We start from the raw sequence: 18689 nt of genomic DNA, 5'->3' as shown, positions 1-18689 counted from the left end.
AACCCGAAGATGTCCGACCCGAACAACCCGTACGGCCCGCCCAAGCAGGAGGGTTACGGCTACCCGCAGCAGCAGCCGCCGGCCGGCGGCGCACCCTACGGCCAGCAGCAGCCCGGGTACGGGTACCCGCAGCAGGGGGCCTACCCGCAGGGCGGCTACGGCTACCCCCAGCAGGGCGGCTACACCGGCGACCCCAACGCCCCCTACGGCTACGACCCGTACGGCCGCCCGCTCTCGGACAAGTCCAAGGTCGTCGCCGGCGTGCTGCAGTTGCTGCTGGGCGGTCTGGGCATCGGCCGCTTCTACGTGGGCGACGTCGGCATAGGCATAGCCCAGCTCCTCACCTGCGGCGGATTCGGCATCTGGTCGTTGATCGACGGCATCCTCTTCCTGACGAGCAACGACCGCACCGACTCCCAGGGCCGCCTCCTGCGCAGCTGAGGACGACGATGACCTCCCTCACGTACCACCGCCTCAGGGCCGTGGCCGGGCGACCGGCCGCGGCCCCGCTGGCGTCCCTCGTGGCCGGCGCGATCGGCGCCGCCTACCTGTGGGGGACCGACCCCCACGAACACGGCCACTGGCTGCCGCGCTGCCCCCTCAACTGGGCGACGGGACTGCTCTGTCCGGCATGCGGGGCGACGCGCATGGTCTACGACCTGATGCACGGGGACCTCACGGCGGCCTTCCACGACAACCGCCTGCTGCTCCTGGCGAGCCCCGTCGGCCTCTATCTCTACGGGCGCTGGGTGTTCGAGGGCCTGAAGGGGCGCGCGTACCACCCCAAACTCCACAAGTACGGCCAGATGGCGGTGCTCGCCACGGCCCTGGCCTGGGGAATCGTACGGAACGCGGTTTGACAACGCCATGATCACATTTTCGTGACGTCTGTTTACCCGTGGGACAGATGTACGTATTCGATGCTTAGATGTGGCCCATCCGCGGCGGGGGGGCCGGATCTGATGGTGTGTGCGCTCCTGCCGGTACGTCCCACGGCATGAGGAGCACGATCCATGGCTACGCCCACCCCTGACGCCCCGTTCGGTTACGACCAGGCTGGTCGGCCGCTGTCCGACAAGTCCAAGGTGACCGCCGGTCTGCTGCAGCTGTTCCTGGGCGGTCTGGGCATCGGCCGCTTCTACACCGGCCACACGGGCATGGCCATCGGCCAGCTCGTCACCCTCGGCGGCTGCGGCATCTGGGCCCTGGTCGACGCGATCCTCTTCTTCACCAGCAACGACCGCACGGACGCCAAGGGCCGCGTCCTGCGCGGCTGATCACCTCGCCGCCGTCCGGCCCGCGTCCGCCTCTCCGCAGCGGACGCGGGCCGTTCGCGTTGTCACGCCGGCTCGATGAAGCCCTGCTCCACCAGCAGCCGGATCGCCTCCGGCGTGCGGTCCCGCAGCACCACCGGGTCCTCGCCGAGCAACTGCGCGATGGCGTCCAGGATCCGGCCGGCCGAGAGCGTGCCGTCGCAGACACCCGCGAAGCCCGCTCCCACGGTGTCGACCCGGGTCGCCCGGCGCATGCCGCGCTGCGACCGCAGCACGACGTGCTCGGGATCCTCGGCGCCGGGCATGCCGACCTGCTCCTGCACCACCTCGTCCGCGAGCCGGAAACGGGCGTCCAGCAGGGCCGCGTCGTCGTGGTCCCGCAGGAAGTCCTGGCGGCGGAACCAGGTGTCGATGTAGGGGCCGAGCGGCTGCTCCACGGGGTGCGGCCACTCCTCCGCGACCACCACGGGCCGCTCGGAGCCGGTCCTGCGCACGGTGATCCAGCCGAAGCCGACGCCCTTGGTCTTGCGCTGCTCGAACGCGTCCAGCCATGCGTCGTAGCGGGCCGTGTACTCCTCCGTGCCGGCCAGGTGGTCGCCGCCGTCGCGCAGCCACAACTCGGCGTACTGCGCGGCGTCCTGCACCTCGCGCTGCACGATCCACGCGTCGCAGCCCCGCGGCACCCAGGAGGCGACGCGTTCCCGCCAGTCCTCGCCCTCGGTGTGCTCCCAGTTGGCGAGCAATTGGAGCCGGCCGCCCTCGGTGAGGTGGTCACCGGCCTGCTGGACGAGCGTGCGGCACAGGTCGTCGCCGGCCATGCCGCCGTCGCGGTAGGTGAAGCGGCCGCCGGGCGAGATGACGAACGGCGGGTTGGAGACGATCAGGTCGAAGCGCTGATCGCCGACCGGCTCGAAGAGACTGCCCTGCCGTACGTCGGGCTCGGGGGCCCCGGACAGGGCGAGCGTGAGCCGGGTGAAATGCAGGGCGCGCGGGTTGAGGTCCGTCGCGGTGACCCGGGTGGCGTGCCGGGAGGCGTGCAGCGCCTGGATGCCGGAGCCGGAGCCCAGGTCGAGGGCGCTCGCCACGGGCGTGCGCACCGTGATCCCGGCCAGGGTCGTCGAGGCACCGCCGACCCCGAGCACCAGGTCCGCCCGGTCCACGCCGGGCGCCGTGCCGATGCCGCGCACACCGCGCGATCCGCCCACGGCGCCGCCGAGGTCGGAGACGATCCACCAGTCCTCGCCGTCGTCACCCCCGTACGGACGCACGTCCACCGTGGCCCGCACCCCGTCGCCGTCCCGCACCAGCCAGCCACCGTCGACGGCGGCGTCGAGCGGAAGCACGTCGCGCAGCCGGTCGTACGGGACGGGCTGCTGGAGCAGGAAGAGCCGCACCAGGCTCTCCAGCGGGCTGCCGCCGCGCGTGGCGCGCAGGGCGGGCACGGTCTCGGCCCGCGACAGGGCCGCGTAGGCGGTCGCGCCGAGCAGGTCCAGGCAGCCGTCGGCCGTGAACGCGGCGGCGCGCAGGGCGTCCCTGAGCCGGTCGGCACTGTCGGGGGCGGGCAGGGGCGGAGGGGGCGGCTGCGTACTCACGCAGCCATTGTCACCCCCGGCGGGTCCGTCACCCGCCCTCGCGCGCTCAGGACTTCGCCGGGGCGGCGCCGGACTCCTGGCAGCCGGGCTGCTTCGCCATGGCCTGCCCGACCTCGCCCTTGCGGAGCGTGTCGAGGGCCTGCTCACCGCTCTTGCTGACCTTGGCGAGGTTGTCGGAGACGCCCTTGAGGCCGTCGGCGAACTTCGCCTGGTCGTTGACCGGGATCTTGTCGATCTGCTGACGCAGGTTCGCGTACGAGGTGGACAGCGAGTCGAGGTCGCTGACCGCGTCCTTCTTGAGCTGGGCGCCGTTGTCGACGGGCGGGTCGCCCGCCTTGTCCACGATCTGCGCGAGCTGCCGGTAGGCGTCCGAGATCTGCTGGAACGCGCTGGAGTCGGCCCGCCTGACCTCGATCGGCTTGCCGTTGCTCGGGGTGTTGCTGATCTTCGTGTTCGCGTCGTTGATCTGCTTCACCTGGGCGGAGGCCTGGGTGCAGACCGTCTTCGCCCAGCTGTCGAGCTCTTCGTTGCCGTTGTCCCCGCATCCCGCCAGCGCCCCCGTCGCCAGGATGAGAGCCGTAGCGGGCAGTGCGGTCGCGAGTTTCTTCATCACGGCCCCGGAACCTACACGGCCGGTGCCCGAGGGCCATATCCGGTCCGCACGATATGGAGATCAATACCCCATATGAACCAAAAAGAGGGTGAGGGATCTGACGCAAACGCGGGCGGCGGGCGCCATCCTTGTGGATGACGCCCGCCGCGCCCGCACGGTTCGTGCCGGATTCAGCTCACTCGACGTCAGACGACCGCCGTTGCCGACGGGTCGGCAGACCGCTTGTCGGCCCCGGGATCTCCGCCTTTGTCGTCGCCGTCGTCGTCCCCGACCGCGATACCGCGGCGCTTGGACATGTAGACGGCGCCCACGATGACCAGCAGCGACACCGCCGCGACGCCGATGCGCACGCCGAGGTTGGCGTCGTCGCCGTAGGAGAACTTGACGACGGCCGGTGCGATCAGCAGCGCCACCAGGTTCATCACCTTGAGCAGCGGGTTGATCGCCGGGCCCGCGGTGTCCTTGAAGGGGTCGCCGACGGTGTCGCCGATGACGGTCGCGGCATGGGCCTCACTGCCCTTGCCGCCGTAGTGGCCGTCCTCGACCATCTTCTTGGCGTTGTCCCAGGCACCGCCGGAGTTGGCGAGGAACACCGCCATCAAGGTGCCGGCGGCGATGGCTCCGGCCAGGTACGAGCCGAGCGAGCCCACGCCGAAGCAGAAGCCGACCGCGACCGGGGCGAGCACCGCGAGCAGACCCGGCGTGGCCAGCTCGCGCAGCGCGTCCTTGGTGCAGATGTCGACCACGCGCCCATACTCGGGCTGCTCGGTGTAGTCCATGATCCCGGGCCGCTCCCGGAACTGCCGGCGCACCTCGAAGACCACCGAACCCGCCGACCGGGACACGGCGTTGATGGCCAGTCCGGAGAAGAGGAAGACGACGGCCGCGCCGAGCAGCAGCCCGACCAGGTTGTTCGGCTGGGAGATGTCCAGGTCCAGCCACCTCAGGTCCCCGGCGGAGACGTTGGCGTCCCGGACGGCGGTGTCCACGGCCTCCTTGAAGGAACCGAAGAGCGCGGTCGCCGCGAGCACGGCGGTCGCGATCGCGATGCCCTTGGTGATGGCCTTGGTGGTGTTGCCCACCGCGTCGAGGTCGGTGAGGACCTGCGCGCCCGCGCCGTGGACGTCACCGGACATCTCGGCGATGCCCTGGGCGTTGTCCGAGACCGGACCGAAGGTGTCCATCGCCACGATGACGCCGACGGTGGTCAGCAGGCCGGTACCGGCCAGTGCCACCGCGAACAGCGCCAGCCACACCGAGGCGCCGCCCAGCAGGAAGGCGCCGTACACCGACAGGCCGATGAGGACGGCCGAGTAGACCGCCGACTCCAGGCCGAGCGAGATACCGGACAGGACGACGGTGGCCGGCCCGGTGAGCGAGGTCTTGACGATGTCCCGCACGGGCCGCCGGCTGGTCTCGGTGAAGTAGCCGGTCAACTGCTGGATGAGCGCGGCCAGCACGATGCCGATGGCGACCGCGACCAGCGCGAGGACGCGCGGGTCACCGGAGTGCGAGGCGATGTCGCCGGGCACGTTCTTCAGGTCCGCGTACGTCGAGGGCAGGTACGCGAACGCCGCCACGGCCACCATCACCAGCGAGATGACGGCGGACACGAAGAAACCGCGGTTGATGGCGGACATCCCACTGCGGTCCTTGCGCCGGGGCGCCACCGCGAAGATGCCGATCATGGCGGTGAGCACACCGATCGCCGGGATCAGCAGCGGGAAGGCCAGGCCCGAGTCGCCGAAGGCGACCTTGCCGAGGATCAGCGCGGCCACCAGGGTGACGGCGTACGACTCGAACAGGTCGGCCGCCATGCCGGCGCAGTCGCCGACGTTGTCGCCGACGTTGTCCGCGATGGTCGCGGCGTTGCGCGGGTCGTCCTCGGGGATGCCCTGCTCCACCTTGCCGACCAGGTCGGCGCCGACGTCCGCGGCCTTGGTGAAGATGCCGCCGCCGACGCGCATGAACATCGCGAGCAGCGCGGCGCCGAAGCCGAAGCCCTCCAGCACCTTGGGTGCGTCGGCCTTGTAGAGCAGCACGACGGCGGAGGCGCCCAGCAGGCCGAGGCCCACCGTGAACATGCCGACCACACCACCGGTGCGGAAGGCGATCTTCATGGCGCGGTGGGAGACCGTCGTCAGATCGGCCGCGGGCTCCCCCTCCGCCGGGGTGGCGGCCCGGGCGGCCGCCGCCACACGGACGTTGCTGCGCACCGCTAGCCACATGCCGATGTAGCCGGTGATCGCCGAGAACACGGCGCCCACCAGGAAGAACACACTGCGTCCGATGCGCTGCGACAGGTTGTCCGCAGGGAGCAGCATCAGCAGGAAGAACGCGGCGACCGCGAAAACGCCCAAGGTGCGGAACTGCCGTGCGAGGTAGGCGTTGGCCCCCTCCTGCACGGCAGCGGCGATCTTCTTCATGCTGTCGGTGCCCTCGTCGGCACTGAGCACTTGACGGACCAGCACCACGGCGAGGCCCAGTGCGGCCAGGGCGACCACCGCGATGACGAGCACCAGATTGCGGTTTCCGTCGGTCAGTACAGGCGTTGCGGCCAGTGGTTGGGCGATGTCCTGCAGGTGAGGGGTAAGTGGCCCCGCCATTCGTCCTCCTTGACGTTTGGCACGTGGGCGCGCGGCTTCGGCGACTTCGCAGCCGCGACGCTCAGGCTTGTGAGCTGAGCAAAGATGGACGGATTGTAGGGAGCGCAACTAGATCAAAACAGGGCGCAGGAACCGAATTTCGCCGCCACCAGGGAATTACAAAGCACTCCACCTGCAGATATCACCGGAAAAGGTGAACAGTCCGCGTGTAAGTGGATCAACAGGAAGAGTGAACCGGGGCCGTGCCGAGCTCGCCGCACTGACCTGCGGCGAAGGCGTTCGGGCAGTCATGGGCCGGCGTTTCCGGATGCGACACGGAACGCCCGTTCGGAACACATGTGCGGCGACGCCGAAATGCCGCGGGGCCCTGGTCGGGGCGGCCCGCGGCAGGGGCGCTAGAGCGCGACGGGATTGAGCGGCCAGCTCATCCGAATGACGTCGCCGTACTCGCCGGAGACGACTTCGACGTCGTCGACGAGACCACTGATGACGGCGAGACCCATCTGGCTCTCGTCCTCGGCCTCCGACGTCTCGGAGGAATCGACGCCGTCCGGATGCGGCGCGGGGTGTTCTGCGGGCCCGTCGGTGCGGGCAGCGGGAACGGAAGCGCCGGAGGTGTCCGTACCGGTGGCCGAGGGATCGGGACCGTTGTCACCGACCTCGATGGTGAACTTCTTCTCCTCCTCGGTCAGCCGCACGTGCACGGGCCGGTCCTCACCGCTGCTGCGGTGCAGGCCGACGGCCCGGCTGCACGCCTCACCGACGGCGAGCCGGACCTCGTCGAGGACGGCCTCGTCCACCCCTGCCCTGCGGGCTACCGCAGCCGCCACCAGTCGTGCGGTGCGGACGTGCTCCGGCAGTGCGCTGAAGAGCAGTTCAACGGTGGGCATGGCCTCCCCCTCGTGCCTGTGGGCAAGCAACACTGGGGCCCGGGCGTCGGCGTCGCCCGGTGCCCCGCGGTCCGGCGTCGGCCGTCAATCGGTGGCCGCGACGGCCTCGTCGACCGAGGTGTGGATGGGAAACACCTTGGTCAGACCGGTGATACGGAAAATCTTGAGAATGCGCTCCTGGTTGCACACCAGGCGCAGCGAGCCTTCATGCGCGCGAACCCGCTTGAGCCCGCCGACGAGTACACCGAGTCCGGTCGAGTCCAGGAAGTCCACGCCTTCCATGTCCACGACCAGGTGGTAGCTACCGTCGTTCACGAGTTCCACCAGCTGCTCACGCAGCTTGGGTGCGGTGTACACATCAATCTCGCCGCCGACCTCGACGACCGTACGGTCGCCGACGGTTCGAGTCGACAGGGACAGGTCCACGGATCCTCCAGCACCTTGCATCGAGCGGTCGCCCCCCATGGATCGGCAGCCGCGATGGCATTCAATCACTTACCAGCGGGCATGCACGACGCCTTACGGCGATTGTCCGTCATGCCAGTGACACACTGAGTGCCGATGGCTCAGGATCATCTTCCGCAGTCGGCGCACGGCCGGACCTCCCCCCGCGCCCTCCTGGAGCGGTTGGCCTCGGGGGTGGGCAGAGCCGCGCGCATCACCCATACGGAGCACCTGCCCCCGCGGGTGGGTCGCCATGCCGATTGGCCTGATCAGATCCGTGGGGAAGTGATCGATGCCGTGCGACTGGCCGGCATCGACCGGCCCTGGGAGCACCAGGCCCACGTCGCCGCCCACGCCCTGGCGGGCAGGTCGGCGGTGGTGTCCACCGGGACGGCCTCCGGGAAGTCGCTGGCGTACCTCGTGCCGGTGCTCAGCGCCCTGCTGGACGGTTCCGAGGCGCCGAACGGCCGCGGGGCCACCGCGCTCTACCTGGCCCCCACCAAGGCGCTCGCGGCCGATCAGCGGCGCGCCGTGGCCGACCTGGCGGCCCCGCTGGGCAAGGCCGTCCGGGCGGCCGTCTACGACGGCGACACGCCCTTCGAGGAACGCGAGTGGGTCCGCCAGTACGCGACCTACGTACTGACCAACCCCGACATGCTCCATTTGGGGATCCTCCCGGGCCATTCCCGCTGGGCCTCCTTCCTCAAGCAGCTGCGCTACGTGGTGATCGACGAGTGCCACACCTACCGCGGTGTCTTCGGTTCGCACGTCGCCCAGGTCATACGACGGCTTCGGCGTGTCTGCGCCCGGTACGGGGCGGATCCGGTCTTCCTCCTGGCGTCGGCGACCGCCGCCGACCCCGGTGCGACCGCCACCCGGCTGACCGGCGTCCCGGTGGCCGAGGTCACCGAGGACGCGTCCCCGCGCGGCGAACTGGCCTTCGCCCTGTGGGAGCCGCCGCTCACCGAACTGAGCGGCGAGCACGGCGCGCCGGTGCGGCGCACGGCGACCGCCGAGGCCGCCGACCTGCTGACCGACCTCGTGCTGGACGGCACGCGCACGGTGGCCTTCGTCCGCTCCCGGCGCGCCGCCGAGCTGATCGCCGTGATCGCCCAGGAACGGCTCGCCGAGATCGACCGCGCCCTGCCCCGGCGTGTCGCGGCCTACCGCGGCGGCTACCTGCCGCACGAGCGGCGCGCCCTGGAGCGCGAGCTGCACTCCGGGCGGCTGCTCGGACTGGCGTCCACAACGGCCCTGGAGCTGGGTGTGGACGTCTCCGGGCTCGACGCCGTGCTCCTGGCCGGGTACCCCGGTACGCGGGCGTCCCTGTGGCAGCAGGCGGGCCGGGCGGGGCGCGCCGGGCAGGGGGCCCTGGCCGTGCTGATCGCCCGTGACGACCCCCTGGACACGTATCTGGTCCATCACCCGGACGCCCTCTTCCGCCGTCCGGTGGAGTCGACCGTGCTCGACCCGGACAACCCGTACGTGCTGGCCCCGCACCTGTGCGCGGCCGCCGCGGAGCTCCCGCTGACCGAGGCCGACCTGGAACTCTTCGGCCCCGAGGCGGCCGTGCTGCTGCCCCAGCTGGAGCGCCGCGGACTGCTGCGGCGCCGGGCCGGCGGGTGGTACTGGACGCGCCGGGAGCGGGCCGTGGACCTCACCGACATCCGGGGCGAGGGCGGCAAGCCCGTCCAGGTCGTCGAGGACGGCACCGGGCGCCTGCTGGGCACGGTCGACGCGGGCGCCGCGCACACCACCGTCCACCAGGGCGCGGTGCACCTGCACCAGGGCCGCACCTACCTGGTCCGCGAACTGGACCTGGAGGAGTCGGTGGCGCTGGTGCAGCAGGCCGACCCGCCGTATTCGACGATGGCACGTGACACCACCTCGATCTCCGTGCTCGACGAGGACCTGGTGGAGGAGTGGGGCGAGGCCCGCCTCCACTTCGGCTCCGTTGAGGTCACCCATCAGGTGGTCTCCTTCCTCCGCCGCCGGCTGATCACCGGCGAGGTCATGGGCGAGAGCAAGCTCGACCTCCCGCCCCGGACGCTGCGCACCCGCGCCGTGTGGTGGACGCTCACCGACGAGCAGCTGGACGCGGCCGCCGTCCACCCCGAGGAGCTGCCCGGCGCCCTCCACGCCGCCGAGCACGCCTCCATCGGCCTGCTGCCGCTCTTCGCCACCTGCGACCGCTGGGACATCGGCGGTGTCTCCGTGCCGCTGCACCCCGACACCGGGCTGCCCACCGTCTTCGTCTACGACGGCCATCCCGGTGGTGCCGGCTTCGCCGAACGCGCCTTCCACACCGCCCGGACCTGGCTGACCGCGACCCGTGAGGCGATCGCGTCCTGCGAGTGCGAGTTCGGCTGCCCCTCGTGTGTGCAGTCCCCCAAGTGCGGCAACGGCAACGAGCCCCTGGACAAGGCGGCCGCGGTGCGCGTCCTGGACGTGCTCCTGACCACCGCCCCCGGCGACGGCGGCAGCGGCGAGCCGCCCGCCGAGTCCTGAGGCCCGGCCCGGGAACGGACCTCGGCGGGCCCCACGGCGGCCGTGACGTCGGCGATCTCGCCGGTCACCGCGCAGCGCACCAGGCGGGCGTGCTGCGCCGCGGCCACCCTCGCGGCGAGCGCGCAGGCCGCCTCCCCGCCACGCAGGGCGTGGTCGGCCGCGGCGAGGGCGGCCAGGTCCGCGGCGGCCCCGGCACGGTGCCGGGCGGTGATCGCGGCTCCCATGGCGAGCACCGCGCAGGCCGCGAGGACCAGGACGGCGCCCAGCAGCGTCGCCCACACCGTGGCCGAGCCCCGGTCGCCCCGGGGCCTCACGACGCCTCCCCCGGCTGCCGGGCGGACTCCTGCTGCCCCTCTCGGCCTTCCTGACCTTCGTGCCCCTCCACGGCGGCGACCGCCTCGCCGTGGAGGGTGAGGGAGAGCGAACGGGCCTCGACGGTCACCCGGACCAGGCCCTCGCCGCGCCGGACCGCGATACCGGCCCCGGCGGGTGCCGCGGAGCGGGCGGCCGCCAGCACGGCGCCCTCCGGCTCGTCGCGGGCCGCCGCGCGGGCCCCGGCCCGCGCGGCGTCGACGCACCGGATCTGCGCGGCGGCGGCCGCGAGCCCCCACAGCAGCATCGCCGTCAGGAGCACCAGCGACGGGATGACGACGGCGGCCTCGGCCGTGACGTAACCGCCGTCCCGGGCCCGCCTAGAACGCCACATCGAGGGCCCGCTTGATCAGACCGCCGAGCGCGGCACTCACCGCGCCGGAGGTGACCACCTTGTAGAGCACGGCGGCGAAGCCGCAGGCGGCCAGGGTGCCGACCGCGTACTCGGCCGTCGTCATCCCGCTCTCGCCGGTCCTGCACCGGCGGGCCAGCTTCCTCAGAAATCGCATGACTCCCCCTCAGATCGTTCCGCCGGCGAGGATCGCCCCCGCCAGTCCCATGACCACCGGCGCGACCCCCACGAGGAGGAAGGCCGGCAGGAAGCACAGCCCCAGCGGGGCCGTGATCAGTACTCCGGCGCGCCGTGCCCGGGCGAGTCCCGAGCGGGCGTGCGCGGCGCGGCAGCCGGTGGCGAGCCGCGAGATCTCCTCGACCGGCGGCACGCCCGTCGTCGCGGCACGCTCCATGCAGCGCGCCAGTTCCCGGCAGCCGAGCCGGTCCAGCCGGGCCCAGCACTCGGCCGGGTCGCCGCCCAGCCGGAGTTCCGCGGCGGCCCGGGTCAGCGCCTCGCCGAGGGGTCCGCCGAGAGACGATCCGACCGCCTCGGCGGCCTCCCGCGGACCGGCCCCGGCCGCCACGCAGGCGGCGAGCAGATCGGCGGCCAGCGGAAGCTGCCGCTCCGCACGGAGCAGGTCCGTGTCACCGTCGGCGCGCGGCCGGCGCTGCCACCGCCGTATCCCGTACGCCGCGGCGAGCCCGGCAAGGCAGCCGGGCAGGCCGCCGACCAGTGCGAAGGCGCCCATGGCGACACCGGCGACCGGCCCCCACGTGCGCACGGCGCTCAGGTGCGGTCGTGCCCGGGTGCGGGCGTGGTGGGCAGGGGCGCGGCCCAGGAGTTGCCGGCCCCGGCGCCGGGCCGCCCGCTCCCGGCGGCCCGCGGCCAGTGCCCCCGCCGTGCACAGGGCGGCGGCCACGAGCGCCACGACGATCCCCAGCCTGTGGACGAACTCGCCGCTCATGACGCCTCCGCCGTCCGTACGATCCGCGCGGTCCAGGCCAGCCCGGCCCACTCCAGCAGTCCGCCGGCGGCCAGGCAGCCCAGCCCGAGCGGAGTGCGCAGCAGCGTTCCCACCGGGTCCGCGCCCAGCCCGGTGCCCAGCACCAGCCCGAACAACGGCAGCAGCGCGAGCATCAGCACCGTGGATCGGGGCGCGGCCAACTGGGCGCGCAGATCCTCCCGTTGTTCGCGCTCGGAACGCAGGGCCGCGGCGATCCGGTCCAAGCCGTCCGCGAGCCCGGCCCCGCCGTCCACCGCGACCTGCCAGCACGCGGCCACCCCGGCCAGCCCCTGCGCGCCGTCGAGCCGGGCGGCCGTCCGCAGTGCCGCCGGCACATCACCGCCGAAGCGTGCGGCGGCCAGCAGCGGCAACGCGGCGTCGGCGAGGGCGAGCCTGCCCGGCCAGCCCTCCCGCAGCAGCGCTCCGGCCAGCGCGCCCTGCGGCGCCAGTCCGGCCCGCAGATCGCCCGCGACGGCCGAGCACAACGCCCCCGCGGCCAGCGCCCGCTCCTCGGCCACCGCCCGCGACTCCCGACCACGCAGCCAGCGCCCCACCAGCGGCACCGCGCCGGCCGCCAGCACCGCGGGCACCGCCGAGTGCGCGACCACCGCCATCACCAACCCCGCGGGCAAGCACAACAGTTCGCGCCCGAGCCGCCATCCGAAACGGACCCGGAAAGGCTCCAGAAGGGCCTGGGTGCGCACTTCCAGCCTCCGCAGGCCCGGAACCCCGCCCGCCGGCCCCGGCGGCCCCCAGGGGGCCGCCAGGAGCATTCGCGCCCGGCGCACCGCCTCGTTCCGCCCGCACAGCACCCACGCCGCCACGCCCGCGCACAGCACGGCGCCGAACACCGCGGCGCTCATGCCGCACCCCGCTCGCAGAGCGCGGCCAACCGCGCCCATCCGGGGCCCCGTTCGCCGTCACGAAGGGCGGGGACGGTACAGACGATGCCGTCGGCGCCGCGCTCCAGCACATGGATCTCGGCGACCCGGCGCCGCCCCGAGCGGTCCCGGACCAGGTGCACGACCACCGACAAGGCGGCGGCCAACTGGCTGTGCAGCGCGGCCCGGTCGAGTCCCGCCACGGCGCCCAGCGCCTCCAGCCGCGCCGGGACGTCGCAGGCGGCGTTGGCGTGGACAGTGCCGGAGCCTCCTTCGTGCCCGGTGTTCAAGGCGCCCAGCAGATCGAGCACTTCGGGCCCGCGCACCTCGCCCACGACCAGCCGGTCAGGCCGCATCCGCAGGGCCTGCCGTACCAGGTCCCGCAGCGTGACGAGCCCGGCGCCCTCCTGGTTGGCGGGCCGGGTCTCCAGCCGTACGACGTGCGGATGCCGGGGTCGCAACTCGGCGGAGTCCTCGGCGAGGACGATGCGCTCACCCGGGTCCACCAGGCCGAGCAGGCAACTCAGCAGGGTCGTCTTGCCCGAACCGGTGCCGCCGGAGACGAGGAAGGACAGGCGGGCGTCGAGCACCGCCCGCAGCAGGGCGGCCGTGCCGCGGTCCATGCTGCCCGCGGACACGAGTTCCTCCAGGGCGAAGGCGCGGGTGCGCACGACGCGCAGTGACAGACAGGGCGCGCCGACCACCACCGGCGGCAGTACGGCGTGCAACCGGGTGCCGTCCGGGAGACGGGCGTCCACCCAGGGGCGGGCGTCGTCCAGCCGGCGGCCCGCGGCGGTGGCGAGCCGCTGCGCCAGCCGGCGTACGGCGAGCGCGTCCGCGAAACGCACGCCCGTGCGCTCCAGTCCCGCGCCGCGGTCGACCCAGACCTCGTCCGGTCCGTTGACCAGTACATCGGTGACATCGGGCGCGGCGAGCAGGGACTCCAGCGGACCGGCTCCGACCATCTCGGAGCGCAACGCGGCCACCACGTCCAGGACTTCGGTGTCCCCGAGCAACCTGCCCTGCGCCCGCAGGGCGGCGGCCACGCCCGCCGGGGTCGGTTCGTCCCCGGCGGCGGCGAGCCGCAGCCGCACGGCGTCCAGCAGTCCGGGGGCCATCACCTCGGCGCTCATGCGGTCACGCTCCCGCCGCTCGGCAGGGCGGCCGCAAGGAACGCCGTGCAGAAACGGGCGAGCGGTCCGCGCACGCCGCCCCCGGGCGGTTCGCCCCCGTCCAGGGACGCGGGCAGCCCCGGTTCGGCCGGCAGCTCGCCCACGAGGGGCAGGCCCACCAGCTCGGCGACGGCCTCGTCGGTCAGCCCGGAGGCGAACGGTCCGCGGACGACGACCCTGAGGTCCCGCAGCACCATGCCCATCCGGGAGGCGACCCGCCCGGCCGCCGCGACGGCCCGCAGCTCCGCGGGCACGACCAGCAGGCCCACGTCCGTCTGCGCCAGCGCCTCGGTCACGGCCTCGTCCATCCGCCGCGGCAGGTCCACGACGACCACTCCGCCGCGCCTCCGGGCGGCACCCATGACCGACCGCATCGCCTGCGGCGGAACGACCACCGTGTCCCCGCGGTCCCAGCTCAGCACGCTGAGGGCGTGCGCCCGCGGCAGTGAGTCCTCCAGGGCCCCGCTGTTGACCCGGCCCCGGGACTCGGCGAGGTCCGGCCAGCGCAGCCCGGCCACCCTTTCCGCACCGAGCAGCACGTCCAGGCCGCCGCCGAGCGGATCGGCGTCGACGAGCACCGTGCGCCGTCCGGTGCGCGCCGCCGTGACGGCCATCGCGCACGCAAGGGTGCTGGCCCCGGCGCCTCCGCTGCCGCCGACGACCCCGATCGTGAGGGCCGGGTCACCGACGCCCTCCGCCGCGTCGGCGATCCGGTCGGTCAGCCAGGACTCGGCGTCGGGCAGGAAGGCGACGTGGTCGGCCCCCACGTCCACCGCGCGCCGCCAGACATCGGGGTCGTCCAGATCGCGCCCCACCAGGAGCACGCCGCGACGCCGGACCGTGCCGGACAGCCGCCGGGTGTCGGCCGCGCCGACCAGCACCAGCGGAGCGCGCTCCCAGTTCCGCGGCCCCGGCGGCGCGCCGAAGACCACCTCGGGCTCGGCACCCGCCGCCGCACACAGCCGCAGCAGGTCGTCCAGCAGGTCGCCGTCCTCGGTGACGATCAGCGGCCCCGTGCCGTCGGCCGGCCCGGCCGGCGGCGGAGGGCTGCCGCGCCCCGGCTCACCGGGAGGCGCTCCGCCCGCCCTCGTCCCCCACCGCGTTCCCGAACCCGGTCGCGGAGTCGCTCCGGGTGGCCTTCCGGTCAGCCTTCCGTTTGCCCGATTATCGTCCCGCGTTCCCTTTGTCCCGGCTTTGATTGAATCGACCACGACCTACCCCGCACTCCTCGCTCGTTCCGGCCCGCCCCAACGGCACCGGGCATAAGCGCCGAGCACATCTCCGGCGCAACATTTACGGCCAGAGTCACGCGAGTTGGCGAAAGTTGTTGATCTTGCTTGGAATCGGTGGATAACTCAGGGGTTGTGGATATCTCCGCCACCCGTGCGGGTGAGTTCGACCACTTCCACCGGACCGCAGACCGGATTCGCAGCGCCGCCAATGCGTCACGTAAAGTGACGATCACGGGGCATGAGGAGATCCGCCCGCCGACAGCGGTGGAGTGCGGAAAACGGAGCGGGGCCACTCGGGCCTCAGCGCTGAAACTGTCCCCGGACATGCGACGACCCCCGCCGGGGGGGAGAGCGGGGGTCGTCCCCACGGTCCGACTCGGGGGGGGAGGAGCCAGACCGGGTTAGCACGGTCGCGAACGATCCGTGACTTCCATGGTGTACCCGAAGGCCTTCTCAGGCAAACCCACGCGGCCGAGCTTACGCCGAATGGTGGGTCCCTATGCTCGTCCTCGTGGAAAACCACCTGTCGCCGCGTACCGCCGCGTTCTTCGATCTCGACAAGACGGTGATCGCCAAGTCGAGCACCTTGGCGTTCAGCAGGCCCTTCTATCAAGGCGGCCTCATCAACCGGCGCGCCGTGCTGCGGACCGCGTACGCCCAGTTCGTGTATCTGCTCGGCGGCGCGGACCACGACCAGATGGAGGGGATGCGAAAGTACCTCTCCGAGCTCTGCCGTGGCTGGAATGTCCAGCAGGTCCGGGAGATCGTGGCCGAAACCCTCCACGACCTCATCGACCCGATCATCTACGACGAGGCGGCCTCCCTCATCGAGGAGCACCACCTCGCCGGCCGCGACGTCGTCATCGTCAGCGCCTCGGGCGCCGAGGTCGTGGAACCGATCGGCGAGATGCTGGGCGCCGACCACGTGGTCGCCACCCGGATGGCGGTGGAGGACGGCCGCTACACCGGCCGGATCGACCACTACGTCTACGGCCCGGCCAAGGCGGAGGCGATCGCCCGGCTGGCCGAGTCCGAGGGCTACGACCTGGAGCGGTCCTTCGCCTACAGCGACTCCGTCACCGACGTCCCCATGCTGGAGGCGGTGGGGCACCCCTACGCCGTCAACCCCGACCGCGGGCTGCGCCGCGAGGCCGTCTCGCGCGAGTGGCCGGTCCTCACCTTCAGCCGCCCGGTGCGGCTGCACCAGCGGGTGCCGTCCCTGGCGATCCCGACGGGCCCCGCCCTGGCGCTCGCCGCGGTGGGCGCCGCCGCGGCGACTGCCGGCCTGGTCTGGTACGCCACCCGGCGCCGCCGCACGGCCTGACCCCGGGCCGCCGGCCCGCCGACTCAAAGGCACCCCCGCACCACCGCGCCCCGCGGCCCCACCTCCACCACCTGCCCATTTGGTGCGGATCACGCTGGTCGTCCCGGTATGCAAAGAAGTGCGGTGAGGGCTTCCGGTTCCTCCGCAGGTGCAGTACAAAGGTCGTAAGGCCCGCGTGACCACGGACATCCGAGAGGAACCCCGTCGTATCAGGCCCCACGGACCGAGCATGACCACCGGGCACCCACGCGACGCAGACCCGCTGACCGGGCCGGCCGCACCAGGTACGGGCAAAGACTCCGACCTGATGGGCAAACATCGTGCACGCTTGGTAACTCGACGATCATGCCAGCGGCGGCACCTCAGGGTGCCGCCGCAACTTCGTTCCCGGGGTCCCGGTCAGGCCGCGCCGCGCTGCAGCGCCTCGCAGACGGCCACGCTCTCCCGGACGCCCAGCCCCAGCGCCTGGCCGCAGTGGGCGATCCACGCGGCCATGCCGTCGGGTGTGCCGGAGGCGTAGCCGCGCAGCGCCTTGAGGTACTCGGCGCGGCCCAGTTCGGCGTGGCCGACCTCGGCGGGGCAGATCGACTTGGGGTCGAGGCCGCTGCCGACCAGCACGACGCGCTGCGCGGCGCGCGCCAGCGGCCCGTTGCAGGTGCCGAAGGGGCGCAGGCAGAGCAGCTCGCCGTGCACGACGGCCGCGACGACGAGCGCGGGCGCCTCGCTGCCCGCGAGCAGCAGTTCGGCGAGGCCGTCGAGCCGGGCCACGACCTCGGAGGACGCGGGCAACGGGAACTCCGCCGCCTGCAGCAGGGGCTCGTCGACCGGTTCCCCGGCCAGCCGCGGCCGGCCGACGGTGTCGTCCGGGGCGGCGCCTCCGGCCGCGACCAGGTGCAGCCTGGCCAGCGCCTGCAGCGGCGACTGCCGCCAGACACCGAGCAGTTGGCCGGACTCGGCGGTCAGCCGCAGCGCGGCGCCGACGGTGCGCGATTCGCCGTCGACCGAGAAGTCGCTGCGTCGGCGGACCTCCTCCAGCGCCCAGTCGGCGCCGGCGAGCGCGGCCGAGCCGCGGGCCCCGCGCAGTGCGGCCTCGGAGGCCACCTCGTCGGAGCGGCGGCGCATCACCCGGTGCCCGTAGGCCTGGTCCACGGCCTTGCGCACGAGGGCCACGGAATCGGCGACTCCGGGGAGCGAGCCGAGAACGGCGAGCGGATCAGCTGTCGTACCCATGAGTACGACCCTACGCACCCCGGTCGGCGCCCCGGCGCGCGAGTGGGGTTCGTCACCCGGGCCGAGAAGGGCCGCCGAGGGCCCCGGAGGGGTCCGTCCGTGGGACCGCCGCGTCCACCGACGGGTGAACTCCCGGCGTGACACACGGGAAACACACGGGAACGCGGCATGGCCGCCACTACGCTTATCGAACATGAAGATCGCTTTCGTCGGAAAGGGCGGCAGTGGCAAGACGACCCTGTCCTCCCTCTTCATCCGCCACCTCTCCGCCGCCGGCGTCCCCGTGGTCGCCGTCGACGCGGACATCAACCAGCACCTCGGCCCGGCGCTCGGGCTCGACGAGGAGGAGGCCGCCGCCTTCCCCGCGATGGGCGCACACCTGCCGGAGATCAAGGAGTACCTGCGCGGCGCCAATCCACGGATCGCCTCCGCGCAGACGATGATCAAGACCACGCCGCCGGGGCACGGCTCGCGCCTCCTGCGGGTCACCGAGGACAACCCGGTGTACGGCGCCTGCGCCCGCCCGCTGTCCCTGGAGGGCGGCGAGACGCGCCTGATGGTCACCGGACCCTTCAGCGAGTCCGACCTCGGCGTGGCCTGCTACCACTCCAAGGTCGGCGCGGTGGAGCTGTTCCTCAACCACTTGGTGGACGGCCGCGACGAGTACGTGGTCGTCGACATGACGGCCGGCAGCGACTCCTTCGCCTCCGGGATGTTCACCCGCTTCGACATGACGTTCCTGGTGGCCGAACCGACCCGCAAGGGCGTCGCCGTCTACCGCCAGTACAAGGAGTACGCCCGGGACTTCGGCGTCGCGCTGCGCGTCGTCGGCAACAAGGTGCAGGGGCCGGACGACCTGGAGTTCCTGCGGGCGGAGACCGGGGACGACCTGCTGGTGACGGTGGGCCACTCCGACTGGGTGCGCGCCATGGAGAAGGGCCGTCCGCCGCACTTCGCGGCGCTGGAGGAGCCCAACCGCCGCGCGCTGCGCGTCATGCACGAGGCCGCGGACGCGGCGTACACGTCGCGGGACTGGGAGCGCTACACCCGCCAGATGGTGCACTTCCACCTGAAGAACGCCGAGAGCTGGGGCAACGAGCGCACCGGCACCGACCTGGCCGCCCAGGTCGACCCGGCCTTCGTCCTGGACGAACGGCTCACCCTCACGAGGTAATCGCTCACCCATGCGGGCGAATCTTCATCCAAAGCCCTTT

The 18689-nt window shown here is 72.7% G+C and carries 18 protein-coding genes and 1 pseudogene; 6 read left to right on the top strand and 13 right to left on the bottom strand.

Annotated elements, in window-relative coordinates:
- Positions 1 to 9 precede the first annotated feature (9 nt).
- The 3 genes from ACFYXS_RS28965 (at position 10) to ACFYXS_RS28955 (ending at position 1277) form a co-directional block, all read left to right on the top strand.
- Entirely contained in the window at positions 10 to 441 is a 432-nt protein-coding gene (locus ACFYXS_RS28965) for an NINE protein (protein WP_389253380.1), read from the top strand.
- Positions 442 to 449: 8 nt separating this feature from the next.
- Complete coding sequence (locus ACFYXS_RS28960; RefSeq protein WP_389253378.1) at positions 450 to 860, top strand: DUF2752 domain-containing protein; 411 nt, start codon at positions 450 to 452, stop codon at positions 858 to 860.
- A 153-nt stretch (positions 861 to 1013) separates the two neighbouring features.
- Complete coding sequence (locus tag ACFYXS_RS28955; RefSeq protein WP_389253376.1) at positions 1014 to 1277, top strand: TM2 domain-containing protein; 264 nt, start codon at positions 1014 to 1016, stop codon at positions 1275 to 1277.
- A gap of 62 nt (positions 1278 to 1339) precedes the next feature.
- Here the strand turns inward: ACFYXS_RS28955 and ACFYXS_RS28950 are convergent, their stop codons facing one another.
- The 5 genes from ACFYXS_RS28950 to bldG form a co-directional block, all read right to left on the bottom strand.
- Positions 1340 to 2866 (bottom strand): methyltransferase, encoded by a 1527-nt coding sequence (locus ACFYXS_RS28950; RefSeq protein ID WP_389253374.1) that lies wholly within the window; start codon positions 2864 to 2866, stop codon positions 1340 to 1342.
- A 46-nt stretch (positions 2867 to 2912) separates the two neighbouring features.
- Entirely contained in the window at positions 2913 to 3476 is a 564-nt protein-coding gene (locus tag ACFYXS_RS28945) for a small secreted protein (RefSeq protein ID WP_389253372.1), read from the bottom strand.
- Positions 3477 to 3664: 188 nt separating this feature from the next.
- The gene (locus ACFYXS_RS28940; RefSeq protein ID WP_389253370.1) at positions 3665 to 6085 is read right to left on the bottom strand and encodes a sodium-translocating pyrophosphatase; all 2421 of its coding nucleotides are present in this window, start codon (positions 6083 to 6085) and stop codon (positions 3665 to 3667) included.
- Positions 6086 to 6480: 395 nt separating this feature from the next.
- The gene (locus tag ACFYXS_RS28935) at positions 6481 to 6975 is read right to left on the bottom strand and encodes an ATP-binding protein (RefSeq protein WP_389253368.1); all 495 of its coding nucleotides are present in this window, start codon (positions 6973 to 6975) and stop codon (positions 6481 to 6483) included.
- Positions 6976 to 7059: 84 nt separating this feature from the next.
- Positions 7060 to 7401, bottom strand: a complete 342-nt coding sequence (gene bldG, locus ACFYXS_RS28930; RefSeq protein ID WP_018562186.1) for an anti-sigma factor antagonist BldG — start codon at positions 7399 to 7401, stop codon at positions 7060 to 7062.
- A 135-nt stretch (positions 7402 to 7536) separates the two neighbouring features.
- On the opposite strand from bldG, the gene ACFYXS_RS28925 reads away from it, so the two are divergent.
- Positions 7537 to 9927: a DEAD/DEAH box helicase gene (locus ACFYXS_RS28925; protein ID WP_389253364.1), complete on the top strand. Its 2391-nt coding sequence runs from the start codon at positions 7537 to 7539 to the stop codon at positions 9925 to 9927.
- A 62-nt stretch (positions 9928 to 9989) separates the two neighbouring features.
- Here the strand turns inward: ACFYXS_RS28925 and ACFYXS_RS28920 are convergent.
- The 7 genes and pseudogenes from ACFYXS_RS28920 to ssd form a co-directional block, all read right to left on the bottom strand.
- A pseudogene (locus ACFYXS_RS28920) lies at positions 9990 to 10208 on the bottom strand (Rv3654c family TadE-like protein); the annotation flags it as partial.
- 29 nt (positions 10209 to 10237) lie between these two features.
- The gene (locus ACFYXS_RS28915; RefSeq protein ID WP_389253361.1) at positions 10238 to 10633 is read right to left on the bottom strand and encodes a TadE family type IV pilus minor pilin; all 396 of its coding nucleotides are present in this window, start codon (positions 10631 to 10633) and stop codon (positions 10238 to 10240) included.
- A complete protein-coding gene (locus tag ACFYXS_RS28910) occupies positions 10620 to 10808 on the bottom strand; it encodes a DUF4244 domain-containing protein (RefSeq protein ID WP_389253358.1) in 189 nt (62 codons plus the stop codon). The genes ACFYXS_RS28915 and ACFYXS_RS28910 overlap by 14 nt, the downstream gene beginning before the upstream one ends.
- Positions 10809 to 10817: 9 nt before the next feature.
- Positions 10818 to 11597, bottom strand: coding sequence for a type II secretion system F family protein (locus tag ACFYXS_RS28905; RefSeq protein ID WP_389253356.1), 780 nt, complete (start codon positions 11595 to 11597; stop codon positions 10818 to 10820).
- A complete protein-coding gene (locus tag ACFYXS_RS28900) occupies positions 11594 to 12499 on the bottom strand; it encodes a type II secretion system F family protein (RefSeq protein ID WP_389253354.1) in 906 nt (301 codons plus the stop codon). Before ACFYXS_RS28900 ends, ACFYXS_RS28905 begins: the two co-directional genes overlap by 4 nt.
- Positions 12496 to 13650, bottom strand: a complete 1155-nt coding sequence (locus ACFYXS_RS28895) for a TadA family conjugal transfer-associated ATPase (protein ID WP_389253352.1) — start codon at positions 13648 to 13650, stop codon at positions 12496 to 12498. Before ACFYXS_RS28895 ends, ACFYXS_RS28900 begins: the two co-directional genes overlap by 4 nt.
- Complete coding sequence (ssd, locus tag ACFYXS_RS28890; RefSeq protein WP_389253420.1) at positions 13647 to 14696, bottom strand: septum site-determining protein Ssd; 1050 nt, start codon at positions 14694 to 14696, stop codon at positions 13647 to 13649. Before ssd ends, ACFYXS_RS28895 begins: the two co-directional genes overlap by 4 nt.
- 724 nt (positions 14697 to 15420) lie before the next feature.
- Between ssd and ACFYXS_RS28885 the strand changes: the two genes are divergently transcribed.
- Entirely contained in the window at positions 15421 to 16245 is an 825-nt protein-coding gene (locus ACFYXS_RS28885; RefSeq protein WP_389253350.1) for an HAD family hydrolase, read from the top strand.
- Between the two features lie 399 nt (positions 16246 to 16644).
- Here the strand turns inward: ACFYXS_RS28885 and ACFYXS_RS28880 are convergent, their stop codons facing one another.
- Complete coding sequence (locus ACFYXS_RS28880; protein WP_389253347.1) at positions 16645 to 17475, bottom strand: oxidoreductase; 831 nt, start codon at positions 17473 to 17475, stop codon at positions 16645 to 16647.
- Between the two features lie 193 nt (positions 17476 to 17668).
- On the opposite strand from ACFYXS_RS28880, the gene ACFYXS_RS28875 reads away from it, so the two are divergent.
- Positions 17669 to 18649: an ATP-binding protein gene (locus ACFYXS_RS28875; protein ID WP_389253345.1), complete on the top strand. Its 981-nt coding sequence runs from the start codon at positions 17669 to 17671 to the stop codon at positions 18647 to 18649.
- Positions 18650 to 18689 lie beyond the last annotated feature (40 nt).

Source organism: Streptomyces sp. NPDC002574 (assembly GCF_042889545.1).
Taxonomy (GTDB): Bacteria; Actinomycetota; Actinomycetes; order Streptomycetales; family Streptomycetaceae; genus Actinacidiphila.
This window is presented reverse-complemented; position numbering and strand designations above follow the sequence as displayed.